The sequence below is a fragment of the Ignavibacterium sp. genome (assembly GCA_032027145.1).
Lineage (GTDB): Bacteria > Bacteroidota > Ignavibacteria > Ignavibacteriales > Ignavibacteriaceae > IGN3.
Window position 1 is genome coordinate 3150427 of record JAVSMP010000001.1, and the last position, 22923, is coordinate 3173349.

Genomic DNA, 22923 nt, shown 5'->3' on the forward strand with positions numbered 1-22923 from the left:
ATCAAACCCTTCCTTAGTGAAGGGTTTTTTATTTTTAAAATATGTTTATCTAATGAAGAAATTTTTATTATTATTTCTGTTGTTCAGTACTCTGATTTTTAGCCAGAATTTTCAATTTGCCTGGCTGTCTGATATACACGTTGGCAATCTGATTTCTGAAGAAGACCTGAAAAGATCTGTAATTGATATAAATGCCCAGAAGAATATTCAATTCACTATTATTTCCGGTGATATAACTGCTGATGGAGCTTTATCAGATTTGATAATCGCAAAAAATAATCTCGATATGCTGAACAAACCATATTATATTATTCCTGGCAACCACGAAGCTAAATGGTCTGAATCAGGATGTACAGATTTTGCAAAATTATGGGGATATGAAAGATTCGTTTTTGAATTTGATAAATTTTTGTTCATTGGACTTTATGAAGGCCCATTAATGCGAATGGCAGATGGTCATTTCTCTCCTCAGGATTTGCGATGGTTAGATTCTGTAATTAATAATATGCCGGACATTGATAAGCCAATAATCTTCGTTACACACTATCCGCTTGATCAAAGTATCGCGAATTGGTATGAAATGACTAACCGTCTAAAAAAAATTAATACTCAGATTGTTTTTTGCGGTCACGGTCATAAAAACGAAGTTTTCGATTTTGAATCTATCCCCGGTGTAATGTGCAGATCAAATTTAAGAGGTAATCAAGAAACCGGAGGTTATAATCTTGTTGAAGTAAAAGATGACTCTGTTTTCTTCTATGAAAAAAATCCGGGCAATGAAAAAAAACTATGGCATAGTTTGCTCTTGAAGCAAAGAGACTTTGATAAAAACCTGCCGGAACCAACAAGACCTGATTATTCAATTAACTCAGTTTATCCAAATATTAAATCAGTATGGAAGATAAACACCGGTTACACAATTGGGTCATCAGCAACTGTAACAGACAAATCAGTTTTTGCAGGAGATGTTTCAGGAACATTCTATTCAATAAATATCAGCAACGGAAATATTCAATGGAAATATAAAACAGATAACGCTATCTACTCTACTTCTGCAGTAAGCAGCAGTTTTGTAGTTTTTGGTAGCGTTGACAGCAATATTTATTGTTTAAATACAAATGATGGAAAATTAAACTGGAAGTTTAAAACAAATGCAGCAGTTATGGGCTGCCCTGTTATAATTGATGATATTGTTTATATAGTCGGAAGCGATAAGGTCTTTAGAGCTTTAGATTTGAAAAACGGAAAACTGATCTGGCAGTTTACTGGTCTTAATGGTTTTGTAGAAACTAAACCAACTTTCTACGATAATAAAATCCTATTTGGTGCATGGGATGAAAACTTTTATTGTCTCAGCGCTGATGATGGACAATTACTCTGGAAGTGGAATGGAGGCAGAAAAGGTAAATTATATTCACCTGCTGTTTGCTGGGCTGTTGTTTCTGATGATGTTGTATTTATCGCTGCACCTGATAGACAATTAACTGCTATTGATATTTCGACCGGAAATAATTTATGGCGTACCGGTAAATATCAGGTTAGAGAAACTATTGGTATCTCCGAAAATAGTAAATCTATCTATGTGCGTACTTTCAATGATTCAATCATCTCGATCCCTGCATTAAAATATTTACAGGAACCTAACTGGATAGCCGATTGTAAATTCGGTTACGACATCAGTTCAGCACAAATTGTTGAAAAAGATGGAGCTGTTTTTTATGCTACTAAAAATGGAATGATTTTTTCTTTAAGTCCGTTAACAGGAAAGATTAATTGGCAGCATAAATTTTCTAATGGATTTATTAATACTATTACTGCAATCAGCAATAAAAAGATCATTGTTACTGACTTTGATGGGGCTATCAGTTTAATAGAAGATATTGACTGAGTTTTATTTTTTTTAATGCAAATATTCTATAATCTTACAGAGCATCTCAAGCAGTGCGTTACACTTAGTTTTTTGAAGTGTGGATGAAGACTAATTAATAATGAATGTCACTCTTTATCAAGTTAAGGATAAAAGATAATTGTCACTTTGAGCGAAGTCGAAAAGTGACAAGAACAAAATCAGTCTTCGACTCCGCTCAGACTGACTAATTAGAAACTAAAAATCCTCTGTAACTTTGAGCGAAGCCGAAAAGTGATAAGAACAAAAGTCAGTCTTCGACTCCGCTCAGACTGACTATGTAAACTGTTAATCCTCTGTCACTTTGAGCGAAGCCGAAAAGTGACAAGAACAAAAATCAGTCTTCGACTCCGCTCAGACTGACTAATTAGAAACTAAAAATCCTCTGTAACTTTGAGCGAAGCCGAAAAGTGATAAGAACAAAAGTCAGTCTTCGACTCCGCTCAGACTGACTATGTAAACTGTTAATCCTCTGTCACTTTGAGCGAAGCCGAAAAGTGACAAGAACAAAAATCAGTCTTCGACTCCGCTCAGACTGACTAATTAGAAACTAAAAATCCTCTGTAACTTTGAGCGAAGCCGAAAAGTGATAAGAACAAAAGTCAGTCTTCGACTCCGCTCAGACTGACTAATTGGAAAATGTTAATCCTCTGTCACTTTGAGCGAAGTCGAAAAGTGACAAGAACAAAAATCAGTCTTCGACTCCGCTCAGACTGACTAATTGGAAACTGAAAATCCTCTGTCACTTTGAGCGAAGCAGAAAAGTGACAAGAACAAAAGTCATTCTTCGACTCTGCTTAGACTGACAGAAAATAAGATTATAATGAAACGAAGAAATGCTCTATCAGTTTATTGCAATAAAATTACAATGTTATTCTCAATAACTATTAAAACTTATTTGGACCTGCGTTTCTTATCTCTTCTGAGGTACTCTCTGCATACTCTAAAAAATTATCAACAAACATATTCGCAAGTTTCTTTGCCTGCTCATCATAAGCATTTTTATCTGTCCAGGTATTTTTCGGATTCAGGATTTCTTCAGGAACATCTGGACAGCTTTGCGGCACCATCAAATTAAAGAACGAGTCTTTAACAAATTTAACATTATCAAGTTTGCCTTCTAATGCAGCAGTAAGCATTGCTCGTGTATATTTTATTTTCATTCTGCTGCCAACACCATAAGGTCCGCCTGTCCAGCCTGTATTTACGAGCCAGCAGTTAACTTTATGTTTAATAATTTTTTCACCGAGCAGTTTAGCATAAATACTTGGATGCAGAGCCATAAATGGTGCTCCGAAACAAGTACTAAATGTAGCTTTGGGTTCATTAACTCCTTTTTCAGTTCCGGCAACTTTTGCAGTATAACCGGAAATAAAATGATACATCGCTTGTTCTGTTGTAAGTTTTGAAATTGGCGGCATAACACCAAATGCATCAGCGGTTAGCATAATAATATTTTTAGGATGTCCAGCTTTTCCGTCTTCAACAATATTTAACAGATGTGTAATCGGATAAGCAGCGCGGGTATTTTCTGTAAACGAATCATCATCAAGATCCAATCTGCGTGATTGAGAATCAATCTGAACATTTTCCAGGATAGTCCCGAATTTTCTTGTGCACTCATAAATCTCAGGTTCAGCTTCCTGTGAAAGTTTTATCACTTTGGCATAACAACCGCCTTCGTAGTTAAACACCCCATCATCGCCCCATCCATGTTCGTCATCACCAATTAATTTTCTGTTCGGATCGGAGGATAAAGTTGTTTTTCCAGTACCGCTTAAACCAAAGAATAAAGCTACATCATTATCTTTACCAACATTAGCAGAACAGTGCATAGACATTACTCCGCGTAATGGCATAAGATAATTCATAATTGTAAAAACAGATTTTTTTATCTCACCAGCATAACTTGTTCCGCCGATCAATACCAGTTTCTTTGCAAAGTTTAAAAGTATAAACGATTCTGAGTTTGTACAATCAACATCCCTATCGGCATTAAAATTAGGCATATGGATAATTGTAAAATCTGTCTGATGTGCAGTCAGCTCTTCCGGAGTTTTATATCTTCTAAACATATTTCTGGCAAATAATGTATGCCATGCATTTTCAGAGATAACCCTAATGCCAATTTTATGCTTTGGTTCTGCACTTGCAAAGCAGTCTTCAACATATAAATCTTTACCCTGAATATAAGCCATCATCTTAAAATAAATTCTCTCAGCACATTCTGAAGACATGCCTTTATTAACTTTTCCCCACCAGATATTTTTTTCACTTTCAGGTTCACGAACAATAAATTTATCATTAGGGCTTCTTCCGGTATGATAGCCGGTCCTAACCACTAAAGGTCCCAAATGAGCTAATAATCCTTCACGCCGTCTTATCACCTGTTCGTAAAGTGCAGGCGTGCCGTAGTTATAAAATACCTCTCTGATATTCTTAATACCTAAGGTATTAAGTTCTTCCATCAATCTAACTTTTTTAATCATAATTTTTCCTTTTACTGTTTAATCAAGTCTTTAAGTGTTTAATCTTATTTATTTATTTTAAATATACTGTTATGATCGAGTTCAATTTTCTCTTCACAAAAGAAAGGTTCAGCATAATTTCTTCCTATTGCGAAACCATAAAACTTTGCCCGTGACTTAACATAATTTATAAATCCTGGTTTACTAATAAAAGTTTCAGGTTCCAAACTTCTTGGGTTATGAAATTGTGTAGAATAACATTCAATAGCTTTCATTTTTGTTTCAAATGTATCGGAGATATCATATACAAACGAAGGCTCAAAAGTGTAAGTCTGCATATAATAATATAGTCTTTCAGGTCTAAAATGATTTTGTGGAACCTTCCTATCAAATGTTTTGATTTTTGCAAGACCGGTAGAAAACATTGCTCTTTTAACAAGATTGCTTGCATCAATATGATCAGGATGACGATCATTAAAATAAGGAGCGAAAATTATTTCAGGTTTATATTTTCTGATTTTACAGATAACCTTCATCAGATTTTCTTTTGTATTTTCAATATTTCCATCCGGAATTCCAAGGTTTTCGCGAACAGTAACTTTCAATACAAGTGCAGCATTAAAAGCCTCTTGTTGTCTGGTTTCTGCGGTACCCCTTGTGCCAAGTTCTCCTTTAGTAAGATCAATTATACCAACTTTAATATTGTTTTTAGAAAAGTCTGCAATAGTTCCACCCATTGCCAGTTCAGCATCATCCGGATGAGCTGCGAATACCAGTACGTCTAATTTCATGCTTTACCTAAATTTTAAAATTGATACTCCGAACTTAAAAATTTTATTTTATGTAAGCTAATAGCTTTGATGATGTTCTGATTTGGATTAACAATTTTATAATAAGTTTATTGAATCATTTGTTATTTGACATCATATTTTTATTTTAATAAAAACTAATCCAATTAATAATTAAAATCTCAGGTAAATAAATGAAAAAACTATTTACTCTTTTAATGGTCATATTTTTTCTGCCTTTTATTTTCTCGCAAAATTATGTTTGGCAGCTTAAAAAATCCGGTTCTAGTTTAGGCGGTCCAATTGATGTAGAAAAGTATAACCACAATAATGTTTATTACGGCTCAGTTAATAAGATTTTTAAAAGTACCGACCGGGGTGAAACTTTTGTTCAGATTGGTGTAAATATTCCATCAGCAAGTGAAATCAAATGTGTAATTATTGATGACAATAATCCGAATGTTATTCTTGTTGGAATTGAAGCCGCATCAGATAAGATAGTCAAAACTACTGATGCTGGTGCAACCTGGACCATTACTGCCGATGGCTTATCTTTTTCATATTTTGGAATTCCAATTACACAGGATCCTGCTCACCCGGATACTTTTTATACAATGAATGGAAACAATTTTATGCGCTCAACTGATTTTGGTTCAACCTGGACTACTATTGCGGCATCCTTTGGAACAAACAGCGCACCTTGTGATATCGAAGTTTTCCCGGATACTTCAATCATCCTTGTTGGAGATAATGGAACAGGTATTTTCAGAAGTTCAAATTATGGTTTAACCTGGACACAAACTTACAGCACTTCAGGTGAAATCCCCACCATTGCTGTTGACTTTACTCAGCCAGGTATTGCTTATGCAACAAAATGGGCTGGCGGCGGCGGACTGCTTAAATCTACTGATTATGGCGCAACCTGGACACTTATACCTGGATTTACAGGTCAGTATATGTGGGGAGTTCATGTTAATCCTTTCGATGGAAATGAAGTTTATGCAGGCTGTTACTCTTGCAACTTAACCTGGAAAACAAAAAATGGTGGAGCAACCTGGCAAACTGTTTCAATTCCTTCAACAAATTATCAGTACTTTATTGTTGATTCTATGAATGTTTTTGCTGCTCAGGGTAATGGGTTTTATAAATTAGATTCACCTTTCTTTATTCCGGTTGAGTTAACTTTATTCAAGGCTGAACTGCAAGATGAAAATATTTTACTTAATTGGACTACTGCAACTGAGTTAAATAATTCCGGATTTGAAATTGAATCAAGTACAAATAATGTGGATTTTGTTAAGATAGGATTTGTTCCCGGATATGGAACAACAACAGAATCAAAAAGTTATTCGTTTATTATTTCACAAACCTATGACTTTAAAACCTTTTATAGACTTAAACAGATTGATTTTGATGGTTCACATCAATATTCATCTTCGGTTGAAGTTGAATCAGTTCTGCCCAAAGAATTTTCTTTAGCTCAAAACTATCCCAATCCATTTAACCCTTCAACAACTATCCGTTACCAGATTCCAAAAGATGGTTTGGTAACACTAAAAATTTATGACATACTCGGTAATGAAATTGCCGAATTAGTGAACGAACAAAAAACTGCAGGCAGATATGAATTGAACTTCAATGCCTCCGGAATTGCAAACGGAGTTTATATTTATAAAATACAATCAGGAGAATATATTTCTTCCAGAAAGATGATGCTGATTAAATAATGTTTGGTATTAACAAACCCAATTTCTAAAAAATCTTTTCAAGAATAATTTAACTCAGCAATTGGATTAAATCCTTTTTATTTTTGAAGCAGGAAGATATTTTTACAAAAGTAAATCAAGAGGCATTTTATGAAATACTTCATAACTATTTTTATAATATTTTCAGGATTGTCTTCAATGCTTGCACAAAATAATAAAACAGCTTTCATTAATGGTAAAGTTTTTACAGTAAACGAGAATCAGCCGCTCGCACAGGCAGTAGTAGTACAGGATAATAAAATTCTTTTTGTCGGTACCAATGATGAAGCAAAAAAGTTTATTGATAAAAATACTAATGTAGTTGATTTAGACGGCAAACTGATGCTTCCGGGATTCAATGATAATCACGTTCATTTTTTAACAGGTGGTTTTTATTTACTTGGCATCGATCTTAGACCGGCAAATTCAACTTCAGAGTTCAAACAAATACTTAAAGACTATGCAGCTAAGTATCCCCGTAAATGGATAACCGGTGGATATTGGGATCATGAAAAATGGGAAGTTAAAGATCTTCCGACTAAAGAAATGATTGATGCAGTAGTTTCTAATCAGCCTGTATTTGTTGAAAGACTTGATGGACATATGGGTGTTGCAAATTCTTATGCACTTAAAATTGCAGGAATCACAAAAGATACTGAAAGTCCTGACGGCGGTCTTATTGTTAAAGATCCTAAAACCGGTGAACCAACCGGAGTGCTAAAAGATAATGCAATGGAAATTCTGACTAAACATATTCCTGACCCAACTGAAGAAGAAAATTATGATGCTCTTTTAGCTGCACTTAATGAAGCCAAGCGATTGGGAGTAACAAGTATTCAGGATATGAGTTATCTTGATGCTTTAACAGTTTATGAGCGTGCAAAAAATGAAGGTATATTAACTTGCAGAATTTTTTCACGATGGCCCATTGCTGATTATAAATATCTTGTAAAGAACAATATAAAGGCAGGCTATGGTGATGATTTGATCAGAATGGGTTCATTAAAAGGTTTCGCAGATGGATCATTAGGATCAAGCACTGCATGGTTTTTTGAAAAATATGTTCAGGATACTACTACAAGCGGTTTGGCAATGGATAATATAACCGATGGCAGTATGGATAAATGGTGTCTGGATGCAGATAAAAACAGACTACAAATTTGTGTTCACGCTATCGGAGATAAAGCAAACTCGTATATGCTCGATCTTTACGCTAAGATTATACAAGAAAACCCCAAGTGGGATAGAAGATTCAGAATTGAACATGCACAGCATGTAAAATTTGAAGATATTAAAAGATTTGCTGAGCTTGGTGTTATTGCTTCTGTTCAGCCTTATCATTGTATAGATGACGGCGTTTGGGCTGAGAAAAGAATAGGACCTGAAAGACTTAAATATTCTTACCCTTTTAAATCATTTCTTGAAGCGGGAGTTAAATTATGCTTTGGTACTGATTGGTATGTTGCACCACTAAATCCATTACTTGGGATTTATGCCGCCGTAACAAGAAGAACTCTGGATGATAAAAATCCTGATGGCTGGATACCTGAGCAAAAAATCTCAGTTGAAGATGCAATTAAATGTTATACTTTAAACTCAGCTTATGCATCGTTTGAAGAGAATATTAAAGGCAGCATTGAAACAGGCAAGCTGGCTGATTTAGTTGTACTTAGTGATGATATACTCACAATTGATCCAGTTAAAATTAAAGATGTAGAAGTTACAATGACTGTCTTTGATGGCAAGATCATTTATAAGAAATAAGAATACGGAATCTGCCTTATTTACTTAAGTAAAGTTTCTGAATAGGTTTTGCTCAAATAAATCAAGGATTCTGTTATGAAACATTTCAAATGGCTCTCTTTTGCATTTGTGCTTATAATCTTTTCAGGAATGTTAAATCATTCTTATTCACAATCTATTTACTTCTGTGAAGGAGTAGATGATGATGGGCAGCCAATTAACGAAAGTTCAGTGTTTACAATTCCGGAAGGCGGTGGATATCTCTATGTACTTATTCAATTGCCGTATGAGATTGATTGTAAAGAGATTGATCTTGAGATTTACAGAAATGACAGCTATGATACTACTATTACCATCAATACAGAGAGAAACTGGACATGGTTCTGGAAAAAAGTTACTTTTTATAAATCGGGCGATTTTGATATTGATGTTTATGATTGTAATGATGAATATATTATATCCGGATCAGTCACAATAGAAATGGAATAAAATTCGTCTATGTCAGTCGAGCAGAGTCGAAGAATGACTTTTGTTCTTGTCACTTTTCTGCTTCGCTCAAAGTGACAGAGGATTAACAGTTTACAATTAGTCAGTCTGAGCGGAGTAGAAGACTGACTCTTGTTCTTGTCACTTTTCGACTTCGCTCAAAGTGACAGAGGATTAACAGTTTCCAATTAGTCAGTCTGAGCGGAGTCGAAGACTGACTTTTGTTTCTGTCACTTTTCTGCTTCGCTCAAAGTGACAGAGGATTTTCAGTTTACAATTAGTCAGTCTGAGCGGAGTCGAAGACTGACTTTTGTTCCTGTCACTTTTCGGCTTCGCTCAAAGTGACGATTTTCTTTTATCTTGAGATTGAAGAAGACTGGCATTTTTATTTTATCTTCTTAAACACCAACCCAATCCATTCATCCATTTTCAAATAATCAATTTCTTGAAATCCTAAAGAAGAGTATCTTGAAACAATTACTTCCCTATCCATCTCTAACAAACCGGATAAAATTAAAACCCCATTCGCTTTTATTCTAAAACTAAATCCATCAGATAACTCAAGCAGAATATTTTTCTGGATGTTTGCAATAATTAAATCAAAATCATTTTCTTTTATTTCATTCAGCTCACATTTCCTGATTTCAACTTGCGAACTAACTTCATTCAAGTTTGTATTTTCAACTCCGTTTTCATAACACCATTCATCAATATCAAATGCAATAACTTTTTCTGCTTTAAGTTTAGCGGCAGCAATTGCTAATATAGCTGTCCCTGAGCCGGCATCCAGCACCTTTGAATCAGCTTTCAAATATTTTTCAATAAACTTCAGACAAATTTTAGTTGTCTGATGATCTCCGGTTCCAAAGGACATTTTAGGATCAAGTGTTAATACAATCTCTTCGGGTTTGGGATGATATTCTTTAAATGTCGGCTTTATAACTATTCTATCGGTAACGTGTACAACTTCTCTGCTCTTTTCCCATTCTTCATTCCAGTTTTTTTCCTGAACATAATTTTCCTGAATTGAAAAATCCCTGAGTAAACTATTATCCTTTAAATGATTTAGAACGGTTTCTATCCCGTCAACAGTAATATCTTCTTTACTTGCAAAAACTTTCAGACAATTAACATCTTCGTTAATTCCGTCAATATCAAGTTCCCATAAAACAGAGCTTAATATCTCTGCATTAAATGGCTCGGCAGTAATAATAAATTCTTTAAATAATCTGGTCATAATTTTTATTTATACTCGTAAATAATTTTACAGATTTCATCTTCTAATTTTTTAGCAGTTGAAGATGAGCCGACAAAGTTTTGAAGTATAATTGAAAAAGCGATCAGGTGTTTATTTTTTGAAGTGAGATATCCTGAAAGAGAACTAACACCTGTTAATGTTCCGGTTTTAGCATGAACATTATCTTTTAACTGACTGTTAAGCATTCTTTTTTCAAGTGTTCCATCAATCCCGCCAATTGGAAATGAATCATAAAGCAGGCTAAAAAGCTCAGGTTTCGCTGTATAAAAATATTTTAGAAGCGTTAGGAGTAATTCAGTGCTGACCACATTATAATGAGAAACACCTGAACCATCAACTAATCTGTAGTCTTTGGGGTTTAATCCAATTTCTTCAATCATCTGCTGAATAACCTTAATTCCGTTTTTTGCATTAGCTGGTTTGCCATAAAATTTTTCTGCTAATGCTGATAAAGTCATTTCAGCACTAAGATTATCACTTTCTTTATTCAGATTAATTATAACATCGGAATATTTTCTTTTAAGCGAAGTAAGAAATATCTGAGTATTGGTAAGGGTATCAATTCTCAGGTTTCCCTTACACTTAATCTGATTTGAGTCTAATACTTCCGAAAAAACTTTTAAGAAATATAATTCGGGTTTTAAAACATTAACCTGCACTGAATAATCATTTTTATTATCAGAACCTTTAACAATAATTTCATTTTCTCTTTCAAACCAGTTTCTGTCGATGGTTAGTTTATCAGTATTAATATTTCTGTTTACACTTACATAATTTGTTTTGGGGATAATCTCAATCGAATCAGCTTTACCATAATAATTTACTATAACACAATTATCATTGATGTTCAAAGCACTTAAATACGGTGCATCGCTTGAAGGATCATCATCCCACATCCAGCCGCTGCCCCAATAAAGTGAATCCTTAAATGAAACATCACCGATTATATCACCTGTTACAACAGAAATATTCAATGATTTAATTGCATCAACAAAAAAATAAAGATCATTGGTAGTAAAATCAGGATCGCATCCGCCAAGCACATAAATATTTCCATAAAGCGTATCGTGCAAAATTGTTCCGTCATAATACAAATCAGTTTTAAACTCATAATCTGGACCAAGATAAAGTAATCCTGCGGCTGAGGTTATAATCTTCATGTTAGAAGCTGGTCTCAGTAAATATTTTTCATTTTTCCTGAAAAGAACTGTATTTGAGGTAAGGTCTTCAGCGTCAATTGATACGACACAGGATTCAAAAAATTTATCAGTTAAAAGCTGATCAAGTTTTGTTTTGATTGACTGTGGATAAACTGAACAGGCGATTATAAATGCAAGAACTATTTTCTTTATCATATTTCTTTTATCACATTTTATTTTGCTTGTTTAAACTTTTAACAACTATTAAAAATTTAAAAGCAAGAGATGACTGTTTCATTAAATTAATTGCTATTTATCTATTGGAATCAATGAATTAGAAATATTCTCTGATTCTAAACTCCACACCGATTTCTTCTTCAACAACTTTACGTGATTTTTCAACTTCAACTTCATCTAACGAAACGATACTCAATACAACTTTATTAACATATTTCTTAGCAGAGCCGGCAAAGTTTTTCATTTCGACAAAATGATCTTCACTAACCTGCATCAGTTCTGAGTACTGTTTCGGATCGTACGAGTTTAAGCTAATGGAAACTGTATCAATCAAGCCTTTCATTTCAGGAGTTATATCTTTTTTGTTTATCAGATTTCCATGCCCGTTAGTATTAAGTCTTGTTTTGCCGCCGTTTGATTTGACATAATCAGATATTTTTTTTACAACATTCCAGCGGATTGTCGGTTCTCCATATCCGCAAAATACTATTTCATCATACTTTTTAGGATCACCAATTTCACTAATGTAAGTTTCCGCAGGTGGTTCTTCAGATTTTTTCATCCCAAGATTATATCCAGCTAAATAAGGATCTTCTTTTCTTCTGCAGAAAGTACAATCAGCATTACAGCGATTTGTAATATTAACGTATAATGAATTATGAATCTTATAAGTAAAACTTGTTTCCGGCGGACTTCCAATCCCGAAAAACCTGAAGGCATTAAGTGAAGTTATTCTGCCTGTTTCTTCAATTGTTATTTTATGGATATCGGCAATTTGCTGCGCAATATATTTCAGGTTAGCGGGTTCATTTCTTTTACCACGAAAAGGAACAGGTGTCATAAATGGTGAATCAGTTTCGAGCAGTAAATGATTTAGATTTATTGATTTTAATATCTCCCTTAATGAATTACTCTTTTTATAAGTTATGTTTCCAGTAAAAGAGATAAAATGATTCATCTTCATAAATTCAATTGCATCATTTAATGAAGCGTTGAAACAATGAAACTGAGCTTTCAGACCGGTGCCGCAATAATCTTGAATAATATTCATCATATCTTCATCGGAGTCACGGTTATGTATTATTACAGGCAGTTCAAGTTTTAATGATAAGTCAAGCTGCGCTTTAAAGGCTTTTATCTGTTGCTCCTTTGGAGAAAAATCATAATAGTAATCTAACCCTATTTCACCAATTGCAACTACCTTTGGGTGTTTCGTTAGTTCTTCAATCTCCTTGATTAAATTATCATTCCAATCTTTTGTATCGTGCGGATGGATCCCTACAGCTGTATATATATTTGGATATTTTTCCGATAGAATAATTGCTTCTTTTGCAGTTTTAATATCAGTAGCAGGTACTATAATATAATCAACATTATTTTGCGAGGCACGATTAATAACTTCATCAATATCATCTTTGAAATTATCAAAAAATAAATGTGCGTGAGTATCAACAAACATCAGACAACTTCACCTATTAATAACGGATGTTCCTGTGCATCGTGTGCAGCCTGAAAAGCAACAATTTTATCTTCCTTCGAGATAACAGCAATTAGACCAATGCCGCAATTAAAAACCTTTCTCATCTCATCATTAGAAATATTTCCGGTCTTCTGAATCAATTTAAATATTGCAGGCATTTCCCAATTACCCCAGAAAATATTTATGTTCAAATCTTTTGGAATTATTCTTAAAGTGTTTCCGATAATTCCGCCGCCCGTAATATGAGATAAACCTTTTACATTTATTGTTTTCTTTAGATTTGAAATTAATCCGAAATATGATTTATGAACTTTTAAAAGCTCATTGCCAAGAGTATTGTTTAATTCAGTAATGAAATCATTAACAGAATACTTTTCGAGAAGAATTTTTCTGGCAAGTGAATATCCATTAGTATGCAATCCGTTAGAGGGATAGCCGATTAGATAATCACCTTTTTGAATTTGTTTACCGTCAATAATTTTAGATTTATCAACAACACCGACAATAGTTCCTGAAATATCAAAATCATCATCATTATAAAGTCCCGGCATCTCAGCAGTTTCGCCACCGACTAATGCACAATCATTTTCTTTACAGGCAATTGCAAATCCTTTTATTACTTCTGCGGCATTATCAGGATTTAATTTACCAGCAGCATAATAATCTAAAAAGAATAATGGTTTTGCACCGCATACAGCAATATCATTAACACAATGATTTACAAGGTCCTGACCAATAGTATCATACTTTTTCATTTCGACAGCAATTTTAAGTTTGGTTCCGACTCCATCAACACTCGATACCAAAACGGGGTTAGCTAATCCTGAAAAATCAGGTTCATAAAAAGCACCAAACATTCCTATATCTGTTAGAACACTTTTGTTAAAAGTTGATCTTGCATAGGTTTTGATTTTATCAACAGTTTTTTCGCCTGCTTCGATATCAACACCGGCGGATTTATAATTCTCTTCCAAAACTCACTCTCTTTTTTTAAGTCTTATTATCTTACAAAAAAATTAATATTAAAATCAGATTATTACAAAATATTTAATTACAATATTAAGCTACCTATTTATTACTAAAGTTATCCGGCATTTGAACTGCAACCACTTTCCCCTTGGCAGTTATAACTCCATCTGCTAAAAGTGAAATTTCTGTTGTTACCCTACGTGCTTTTATTTCAATAATTCTTCCTCTTAACTCTAACTCAACGCCTAAAGGAGTTGGTTTCAGATAATCTACATTCAAAGATGCAGTAACAAACCTGAAAGCAGGTAAAGTATCAATATCCCTGTTTTCATTACGGTAAGCTGCTAATGCAGCACTGCCAGTTCCATGACAATCAATCAATGAAGCAATCAGACCGCCATAAACAAAACCGGGAATAGCGGTATGATATTCTTTTGGAGTAAACTTTGCAATTGTTTCATTACCATCCCAATAGCTTTTTATCTGAAGACCAAATTCATTTAATTTCCCGCAGCCATAACAATGGGCAACATCATCCGGATAAAAATCCTGAACAGCTTTAATCTTTTTATTTTGTTCCATATTAAAAACCATTATGGTTAAACTATTAAATCAATCCCTAAGAATTAAGATTGCACCGAATAAAATAAACAGAACTGCAATAATTTTTTTTAACATATTGGAATCTTTGAAAATTTTGCCGCCTATTATTGTTGCCCACAAAACAGAAGTTCTTTTTACTGCAAGAGTTAAAGCAACTGAAGACATACTGATTGATATAACCTGTGTAAAACGATAGCCCAACGTTAAAACCGATATCAAAGAAATCCATATATAATCTTTTCTGTTTGCCAATAAACTTTTTACCTCAAATTTCTTTTCTGATATCAAAAATATGAAAAAGAATAAAACAGCATAGAAAAGATGTTGGAAAGCAGTTAGCGAAACAGGAGTAAAATCAAGTTTTACTAAAAGCAGTTTATCCATAACTGAAGATGCAGTAAACAAAAGCAATGCTGCAAGGATATAATGATGATATTTTGATTTGAAGAATACATTTAACGGAAATAATATCTCTTTTAAGTTTTTGCTTTCTAAAATATATGTCCCAACTATCAGAGATATCAATCCGATAACTTCATACAAGCTGAGTGATTCGCCAAGGAATATGAATGCAAATACAGCTACAAGTCCTGGAGTTAAAGCAAGTAAAGGCAAAGCATTGCTGATCTGAAGGTTCTTTAACGCAGTCATTACACATAAAAATGCAAGCACTCCAATAACTGATTTGATAAACAAAACAAAAAGATTGTATGAATATATTGCTTCATAATTAATAAAAAAGAAAAATGGTATTGATAATATTAGATTTACTACTGCTAAATGAAATGAGAATTCAACAGGGTTAAGATCAAATAATACTTTCTTTTGAGTTATCGCTGCAAATGCAGAAAAGAAAGAAGAAAGTAAGGCAATTAAAAACCAGTCCATCAGAATATTTGTTTAATTAATATTATTGTTCTTGTCTATCATTACAATTTAGAAACAGCACGGTAATCTTTGATTTGTATTAAAAGTAAGATCACTTTGCTCAACTTGTAATGACAATAATAAGAAATATTAAAACTCCACTGCTAATTTAGCAAAAATATTTCTGCCCGGTTCAATTGTTAAATTACCTCTTGTAGTTGAAAGGTGATTACGGTATGATTTGTCAAATAGATTATCAATACCAGCAAATACTCTCACTTTTACCGTTGTAAAGTCTATTGGCACAGATGAAAAAGCACAATTAAAAATTACATAACCCGGAGTTTTTAATTCACCTGGTGCAACATCACCCTGCTCAGCAAATAGTGTAGATGAGATATCTGCATTGGCAAAATCAAATAAGTTAAATTTAATTCCCGCAGTTCCGTTTAATGGCGGAATCTCAGACAGATTTCCTCCGCTTGTAACATCATCACCTTTGGTATAAGAAAACGCTGTATAAAAAACATAATCATTGATAAAGTTAAATTCAGAGCTAAGATCAAATCCATATATTCTTGCTTCACCAATGTTTGTTTTGAATGTTGCATTTCTGCCTTCGAAAGTACCGCGGACTTCTGAAACAAGATTATTGAAATAGCTGTAGTAAATACTTGTAATAATTTTAAGATTATCTCCATATAGTCTGAATCCTAAATCTATATTTTTTCCTTCTTCGGGTTTTAAAGCAGGATTTCCAATTCTAACCAAACTGCCCTGATCTATGAATTGAAATCTTTCTTCCAATGAGGGAGAACGAAAAGAATAAGCTAATCCGAGAGTAATATTTATTAATGAACTCAGCGAATATTTCAATCCAAGGTTAGAACTAAACGAGCTATTATTTGATTTAACATCATTCCAGATTATTTGCTGTCCGGCTGGATTATTATTCAGGTTTCCGTTCACAATTTCATACTCAGGATTAAAAGTCTTTTCACCAGAAATACCGATGTAATCATATCTGACACCAAGATTAAGATCTAATTTATCTTTAAGCAGATTCATTCCATCCTGTGCAAAAACGCCAAAGCTGCTGTATGATGAATTTGGAAGCGGTTTTTCACCGATTATTTTATTTGTAGTACTTAAAACTTGTCCTGCTGAATCCAGTGCTTCTATCTTTTGATATTTTTCTCTATGACCTTCATATTTTCTATCCCAATAATCCAGCCCAAGAATTAAGTTATTCCAATCTGCCAACAAAAGATTTCCCTGAAGCAGAATATTATTACTCTTGTGATCGGCACCGGGAGTAATCTTAAGAACACTGACTCTTCTTGCCGGTGTGCCGCCAGAACCCGGAACCATCTGCACAGTATGTGGAATATTTTCCACGTCTCTTGCGATATACTGATAAGAGTATTTAGCAGTCAGCTTATAAAACATTTCTGAAATATTCTGGATTTCATATCCGGCAGAGATCAATTCTCTTTTTTCAAATGGATAACGAACATCTGCATTATTTGGAAAGACTGATGCACCTGGTATCCCTACATTATTTGCTTTAAATAATTGATAATCAATTGAAAGTTTTTGATTTGTTACCGGTAAAACATTTAGCGAACCGGTAAAACTATAATCTTCAAACTGACTGTTTTTTAATTCACCAAGTGGAGTACGGGTATTGTTTGCTTTTCTGTACGAGCCGGAAAATTTTGAAGCCCAGAAAGTTCCACCGCTGTATAATGAACCTGCAAATGCAGATAAGTTATTTACCGAATTAAACTGTGCAGCAAAATTTCCATTAACTGAAAATGTATTGTATAAAGAAGGAGCCTTTGTAATTATATTCACAATTCCTCCTGTTGCACCAGATCCATAAATTGAAGATGATGCTCCTTTAATAATCTCAATTCTGTCAATGTCATTTAGATTTACCATTGATAAACGCGCCGCTATATCTGTAGCTGTTAATATCCTGCTGCCATCAATCAAAGTAACAATATTTTCTCTGTTTAATCCTCTAATACTGATTTCAGTGCCCCAGACACCATCGCGTAAAAGAGACACTCCCGGCTGATCTTTTACAATATCAGCAAATGATTGTAATGGTTTTGATTCTATTTCTTTAGCACTGATAAGCAATTCAGAGTAAGGTGAGTTTTTTAAATAGTCCTCAGTTTTACTAGTACTTACTATTACTTCATCAAGCTCAATCAATGATGGTTCAAGTGTTATACCTAAATCTTTCATTGATGATTCTATTGTTACTTTATCTGAAAATAGTTTATATCCTAAGCGTGAAATTTTTATTTCGTAACTGCCTGAAGGAATATCATGAATTGTAAATAATCCATGATTATTTGTGTATGTGGAATAATTATAATTAATAAAAACAAAAGCACCTGATATGGGTTGATTCGTTTTTGAATCAGATACTTTCCCCTGAAAATTTATTGACTGAGAAAATATTGACTGGGTAAATCCAATTAATATTACTAATGTTAGGACTCGGAGTTTCATGATGGTAGTTTGGTTTTTCAATGAATTGTATTAACATATAAAAGTAAATTTACTATGTAAAGATAACTCTTCTTATGCAAGTTTCGAAGTTTAGATCAGCTTCAGCAATTATTAATAATTATGAAAGATCGAATATTTGATAAACATAGTTTTAATATTTTACAGATAGAATTAAAACCTGCAAATCAATGTTTAGTAATAATAAACACCGCCATAAGCCGGCATTAAATCTTAGCATCCACCTATAATTCGCTTTTGTGTTTTCTTTACAGGTCCTGCTGATTTATTTTCTTTTATCAGCACAGGAATTATTGAACTAGCTTTTGTCCTGAACCTGTATGTATCCTCTTCCCTTTTATTATTTGCAACGAGAGTTTTATCAAATTCCAAAATTTCTTTATTGAATTTATTTAATCCGCCTTCAAGAATTATAATATTTTTAAAACCTAATTTGTTCGCTACAATTGCCAATTGCCTTTCTTGAAATTCGTCTTCAGCAACAAACAAATTAATTTTATGTCTGATGCTTAAAATTCTTCCCGGTTCTTTCTCAAAAAGATTATCGAATGTAAATGAAGTTGATCCTGGCAGACTTTCTTTTTTAAATTCTAAAGGCAAGCGGAAATCTATAATCTGTAATCTGTTGTCATTTTTAATCAATCTGTAAGCTAATTCATCTACAGTCATACTTTTTAAATTGTAACTATTTACAAATTCTTTATCTGAAACTAACTCCTGTAAATGATCTTTTCTCTCGGTTAATACAAAAGCAGAAACTGAAAGCACAAATCCAATTATTCCTAAAGTAACATAATAAGGTGTAAATCTGAAAACAGGTTTTTTAATTCCGTTTACTTTATTCTCAATTATAGATACCATCCAAAACATTGAAAGTGCAATTGCAGTTAATATAAAAGCAAAAACAGTTTGCTGCATCCCAAGCAAATCAAATACTCTTACATTTCCCCAGCTTTCAGCTTTATATAAACCTTCCCATATTGGATAACCTTCTGCAAAAATAAAAACTCCAATAAATGAGCCAGCAACAAAAATCATTGCATCAATCTTTCCAATTGCTGCCGCACAGATACTTGTACCCGGACAGAATCCACCAATAACAAAACCTAAACCCATAATCAGTCCACCAACAATAGCAGACCAGAGAAATGTTGGATTTATATAAGTTAGACTTATATCCAACAAACCGAAATGTTCAAATGCAATAACACCAATCATTGCAACAACACCGGCGGTAAAGAAAACTCTTAACACTGTAAAATCGTATCCATAAAATAATCCAACTAATTTCTTAGACGTTGAAAATCCAGCCTGCTCAAGTATAACACCAAAGAATATTCCGATGATAAGAGCAGCAATATAATTTAATTCAGGTCCTACAATATCTGGTACTAATGGTCCCATAATTTACAATCTCCTCTCTATATCCAGAGTTTTCTGAAAAAATATGCAAACATATATGCTCCGCCGAATATTGCCATCATTGTTATCAATCCTCCTGCTGAAAGCACTGCCATGCCGCTCAGTGCAGAACCGCTTGTGCATCCTCTCCCAAGCTGAGCACCAAATCCAAAAAGTAATCCTCCAATCAAAGCGCCCGCAATTCTTATGTTTGGTTTTGATCTTGGTCCGTATTCCAATTTAAGATTTAATCTGTTAGAAATTAATCCGGATATAAATCCTCCTATTAGTACTCCAACAACTTCAAAGACAAGCCAGTTCATTAATGGACTACCTTCATGTTCCTTTGCATACTCTGTATAGAACGAGTTATTATTTGCATGTTCAGGTGCAGCAGATTCAACAATTCCAACAGTAAAACTTTTAACCGCCCCGCTTGCACCTAATCCTCTGCCTGTAATGTAAATTGTAGCCAGTAGTAAGAGTCCTAATAATGTACCAGCCAAATATGGATTCATATATTTTTTTTCTTCCATAAATTCCTCTATTCCGATTTTTCTGACGAAGTTCTTTTCACTTCATCTTGATGTTCTTCTAATTCTTCGTAACCAGTTAACATTGCTTTTAAGTTTGTAGTAATTTTTTCGCCGGTTGTAATCAGATATAAATGTGCTATAATAAACGAGATAAGAAAAAAAGCAGCTATCGTATGAATAATTGCAATAAGCTCTAATGATTCAATATTCAGGGATTCTATTCCATATCTTTGCGGATATCTGTAAAGCATATAAAGTAACCCTGATGTAACAATAACCGGAATTACTAATATCTTCAGTCCAAAATAAGTAAGCTTTTGCAATGGATTGAGTTTACTTAATACCGTTTTTTTTGTTGGATGCGGAGTATTTTTAAAAATTCCAAAAATGTAATAGTTAAGTTGTGCTGCTATGTTTTTAAATGAAGGAATATATTGTCTCCACTCGCCTGTAGCAAAATGCCAGAAGATTGCAAAGACAATAAGAATAATTAGCATATAAGCAGCTATGTTATGATATTTAACTGCATCTCTAAAACCGAAAAATGTGTAAGATCCATGTATTTCAAATCCGCTGAAAGCTAAGAAAAAAATCAAGATCGCCTGCATCCAATGCCAGAATCTTTCAAAAGCTTTATAGACATAAACTTGCTTCTTTTTCATTAGATGCCTCCTTTCTTTGATCTTATTGCGATAACTATTCTAACCGAAGCGTGTGCAAGCACACCGATTAATGTAAGTATCAACATCCAAACTCCGCCTACTTCAACAATATTAGAATAGTCTCTTCCGGGCATATAAAAATCTTTAAGCCCAGCAAGTCTGCTGTTTTCTCTTGTATGACAGCTATTACAATCAAGCGTGTTTTCTTTTACAGAAACCATATGATTTACAGGCCAGTACATTTCAGTATTAATAAATGATATCTGTCCGCTGAACGGAAGATTTGCTTCTTTCATTCCTTCATCAGCGGCTGAATGCCAATCAAAATCTATCCATAGTGCGCCTTCACCTTTTTTATCGGCAAATAGTTTAGGCTGAATTAAAATCTTGTTAACAGGATCAAACGGTTGTTTTGCTTTATGAATTTTTACTGGATAAATCTTTGATTCATCGTCAGCATAAGACCCATGCAGTTGATTTAATATCAAAGGTTTGGTTGTGTCGGTTATCAGATCACCTTCAAGATAATGCGAAGCTGTACCATTAAACCATATATAATCAGGAACAACATTTCTATCCCAGGTAAAATCTCCCTTAATAGACAAATAAGTGTGATTACCTAAACTATCATTTTCTTCATAAGGTTCACCATTTCTTAATTTGCCTGCGGTTGACCAATCCCATGTCATCTTAGTTGAATTTACTTTAGCATAAATGGGTATATGGCAGCTTTGACATGCAACTTTAATTGTATGCTCGTTTAAAATATTATCTTCGTGCGGTGTTGCTGTGTGGCATTGTTCGCACGTATTTCTATTCATATTCATTGATGAAAGTGAATAAACCTTTCCGGAAATATTATGCTTTTCAGTTGTATGGCAATCAACACACTGCAGCTTAGCACCATCAATCCCCATATGAACATCAACATCCCTGGTTGTTTCAAACATAGCTTCATCAAGATCACCATGTTTAACATTATTGCCTCCGCCACCATAAAAATGACAAACACCGCAGTTACTTAATTTTGGTTTGCCAACACTTTGAGCAATTGCATTAAAATCTAAAGTGGTTAAGGGCATTCCTCCCATTTCAGTACCCTTTACATAAGTTTCGGTATTATCATGGCAAACTAAACAATCAACACTAGTAGAATCAGTAAAAGACTTACCTTCAGAAGTCATTCCATAACCTATGTGGCATTTTGCACAGCTTTTTTCATTGCCCTGAGTTCCAATACAAAAATTATTTATCGCATTTTTTTTACCCAGATATACAATTCCTTTTCCCTCAACATATTCTTCTCTTTCCCAGTTCCAGTGATTTGACTGCATTACTTCCTGATGCCGTTTATTGTGACAGCTTATGCATGCTGCTGTAACCTGCTGAGGAGCTGAAAATTTTTGCTGAAGTGATGTAAACTTTGAATGATCAACAGACGGAAAATATTTTTTCGAATATTTTTCTTTCAATTTCATTAAAGTAGTTGGCTCATAGTCTTTTTGGGAAAAGAAGCCAATTGCAATAATTATCATTAAACCGATGAAAGCAAGAATTACAATTATCTTTCTCATTTTATTTTATGAATTATTTTAGTTGTTTTAGTGTATAAATTATTTTTGATTGACCCATTCAGCAAAAACTTGATTGAGAGTCTTTAATGCCGATGAAATATTTTCAAGTTCTCTCTGGCTTACATTCTGAAGAATTCTTTTATGAAGCTCGTTATAATTCTGCTTCAAATTTGTAATTAGTGGATTAGCTTTTGGCAGCAGGCTAACTAATATTTCCCTTTTATCATTTACATTCAAAGTTCTGGAAATAAGGTTTTTGGCTTCTAATGAAGTTAAAACATGTGTTATTCTGCCAGGTGTAAGTTTTAATACATCACGCAATTCCTTGATAGTATATTGAGGTTTGACTGCAAAAAGTTTTAAGAATTTAATTTCAGTTGGCGACATATTAAAACTCGCAGCAAAATATTCTTCTTTAATATTACAATTGCGTGTAAGTTCGCAAATCATATCTGCGATTGGTTCCATTTCAGCAAGCATAAAAAACCTTATATATTTTATATCCTAAAATAATTTG

General features: G+C 33.6%; 18 protein-coding genes. 4 read left to right on the forward strand and 14 right to left on the reverse strand.

Annotated elements, in window-relative coordinates; all coding sequences use genetic code 11:
- The first annotated feature begins 52 nt into the window (after positions 1-52).
- A complete protein-coding gene (locus ROY99_13185; protein MDT3697331.1) occupies positions 53-1888 on the forward strand; it encodes a PQQ-binding-like beta-propeller repeat protein in 1836 nt (611 codons plus the stop codon).
- 905 nt (positions 1889-2793) lie between these two features.
- Here the strand turns inward: ROY99_13185 and ROY99_13190 are convergent.
- Together ROY99_13190 and bshB1 are read right to left on the reverse strand one after the other, a co-directional pair.
- Positions 2794-4395 (reverse strand): phosphoenolpyruvate carboxykinase, encoded by a 1602-nt coding sequence (locus tag ROY99_13190; GenBank protein ID MDT3697332.1) that lies wholly within the window; start codon positions 4393-4395, stop codon positions 2794-2796.
- A gap of 44 nt (positions 4396-4439) precedes the next feature.
- Positions 4440-5165 (reverse strand): bacillithiol biosynthesis deacetylase BshB1, encoded by a 726-nt coding sequence (gene bshB1, locus ROY99_13195; GenBank protein MDT3697333.1) that lies wholly within the window; start codon positions 5163-5165, stop codon positions 4440-4442.
- A gap of 191 nt (positions 5166-5356) precedes the next feature.
- On the opposite strand from bshB1, the gene ROY99_13200 reads away from it, so the two are divergent.
- From ROY99_13200 to ROY99_13210, 3 genes are all read left to right on the forward strand, one after another.
- Positions 5357-6889 carry a T9SS type A sorting domain-containing protein gene (locus tag ROY99_13200; GenBank protein MDT3697334.1) on the forward strand — a complete coding sequence of 511 codons (1533 nt, stop codon included), beginning with the start codon at positions 5357-5359 and terminating at the stop codon, positions 6887-6889.
- A 129-nt stretch (positions 6890-7018) separates the two neighbouring features.
- A complete protein-coding gene (locus ROY99_13205; GenBank protein ID MDT3697335.1) occupies positions 7019-8671 on the forward strand; it encodes an amidohydrolase in 1653 nt (550 codons plus the stop codon).
- A gap of 75 nt (positions 8672-8746) precedes the next feature.
- Positions 8747-9139, forward strand: a complete 393-nt coding sequence (locus ROY99_13210) for a hypothetical protein (GenBank protein MDT3697336.1) — start codon at positions 8747-8749, stop codon at positions 9137-9139.
- Positions 9140-9521: 382 nt separating this feature from the next.
- Here the strand turns inward: ROY99_13210 and prmA are convergent, their stop codons facing one another.
- The 12 genes from prmA to ROY99_13270 form a co-directional block, all read right to left on the reverse strand.
- Entirely contained in the window at positions 9522-10373 is an 852-nt protein-coding gene (gene prmA / locus ROY99_13215) for a 50S ribosomal protein L11 methyltransferase (protein ID MDT3697337.1), read from the reverse strand.
- A gap of 5 nt (positions 10374-10378) precedes the next feature.
- The gene (gene dacB, locus ROY99_13220; protein ID MDT3697338.1) at positions 10379-11749 is read right to left on the reverse strand and encodes a D-alanyl-D-alanine carboxypeptidase/D-alanyl-D-alanine-endopeptidase; all 1371 of its coding nucleotides are present in this window, start codon (positions 11747-11749) and stop codon (positions 10379-10381) included.
- Between the two features lie 118 nt (positions 11750-11867).
- A complete protein-coding gene (locus ROY99_13225) occupies positions 11868-13229 on the reverse strand; it encodes a YchF/TatD family DNA exonuclease (GenBank protein MDT3697339.1) in 1362 nt (453 codons plus the stop codon).
- A complete protein-coding gene (gene purM, locus ROY99_13230; protein MDT3697340.1) occupies positions 13229-14224 on the reverse strand; it encodes a phosphoribosylformylglycinamidine cyclo-ligase in 996 nt (331 codons plus the stop codon). The genes ROY99_13225 and purM overlap by 1 nt, the downstream gene beginning before the upstream one ends.
- A gap of 94 nt (positions 14225-14318) precedes the next feature.
- Positions 14319-14801, reverse strand: a complete 483-nt coding sequence (locus tag ROY99_13235) for a PaaI family thioesterase (protein ID MDT3697341.1) — start codon at positions 14799-14801, stop codon at positions 14319-14321.
- Between the two features lie 30 nt (positions 14802-14831).
- Positions 14832-15710 (reverse strand): EamA family transporter, encoded by an 879-nt coding sequence (locus ROY99_13240; GenBank protein ID MDT3697342.1) that lies wholly within the window; start codon positions 15708-15710, stop codon positions 14832-14834.
- Positions 15711-15839: 129 nt separating this feature from the next.
- Positions 15840-18215, reverse strand: a complete 2376-nt coding sequence (locus tag ROY99_13245) for a TonB-dependent receptor (protein MDT3697343.1) — start codon at positions 18213-18215, stop codon at positions 15840-15842.
- Between the two features lie 231 nt (positions 18216-18446).
- Positions 18447-19637 (reverse strand): YeeE/YedE thiosulfate transporter family protein, encoded by a 1191-nt coding sequence (locus ROY99_13250; GenBank protein MDT3697344.1) that lies wholly within the window; start codon positions 19635-19637, stop codon positions 18447-18449.
- A 17-nt stretch (positions 19638-19654) separates the two neighbouring features.
- Positions 19655-20170 carry a YeeE/YedE thiosulfate transporter family protein gene (locus ROY99_13255; protein ID MDT3697345.1) on the reverse strand — a complete coding sequence of 172 codons (516 nt, stop codon included), beginning with the start codon at positions 20168-20170 and terminating at the stop codon, positions 19655-19657.
- 8 nt (positions 20171-20178) lie between these two features.
- Entirely contained in the window at positions 20179-20832 is a 654-nt protein-coding gene (locus ROY99_13260) for a cytochrome b/b6 domain-containing protein (GenBank protein ID MDT3697346.1), read from the reverse strand.
- Positions 20832-22406, reverse strand: a complete 1575-nt coding sequence (locus tag ROY99_13265; GenBank protein MDT3697347.1) for a tetrathionate reductase family octaheme c-type cytochrome — start codon at positions 22404-22406, stop codon at positions 20832-20834. The genes ROY99_13260 and ROY99_13265 overlap by 1 nt, the downstream gene beginning before the upstream one ends.
- A gap of 39 nt (positions 22407-22445) precedes the next feature.
- Positions 22446-22886 carry a MarR family transcriptional regulator gene (locus tag ROY99_13270; protein ID MDT3697348.1) on the reverse strand — a complete coding sequence of 147 codons (441 nt, stop codon included), beginning with the start codon at positions 22884-22886 and terminating at the stop codon, positions 22446-22448.
- Positions 22887-22923 lie beyond the last annotated feature (37 nt).